The sequence below is a fragment of the Bacillus sp. SIMBA_074 genome, from assembly GCF_046534555.1.
GTDB lineage: Bacteria > Bacillota > Bacilli > Bacillales > Bacillaceae_G > Bacillus_A > Bacillus_A mycoides.
Genome location: NZ_JAWRYM010000387.1, coordinates 1 through 279 on the forward strand (window position 1 = coordinate 1; position 279 = coordinate 279).

The 279-nt window shown below is 48.0% G+C and carries 1 pseudogene; it reads left to right on the forward strand.

From position 1 onward, the window contains the following. A pseudogene (locus SB773_RS31265) lies at positions 1-279 on the forward strand (MFS transporter); the annotation flags it as partial.

A 279-nucleotide genomic window follows, 5' to 3' on the forward strand; every position in this document is an offset into this window, starting at 1 on the left:
TTGGCGATTCCGCCAATGAAGCTGCGCAGGATAAAAAGCGCACAAATTCATTTGCACTGCTGCTTCGCTACCAGCTGTATTTGTTCATGGCGTTGGGTGCTGCCTTTATCTTCTTTTCGAATACGGTTTGGAATACAGGAGTAGCTCCTTATATTACCGAAAAAGGCATGCCGTTGTCCTCTTACAGCTGGCTTTGGACGATCAATGGAATCATCATTTTCGCCGGTCAGCCGATTACGTCCTGGCTCAAGCGCATTATGCGGCAAAATCTGTCTGCCC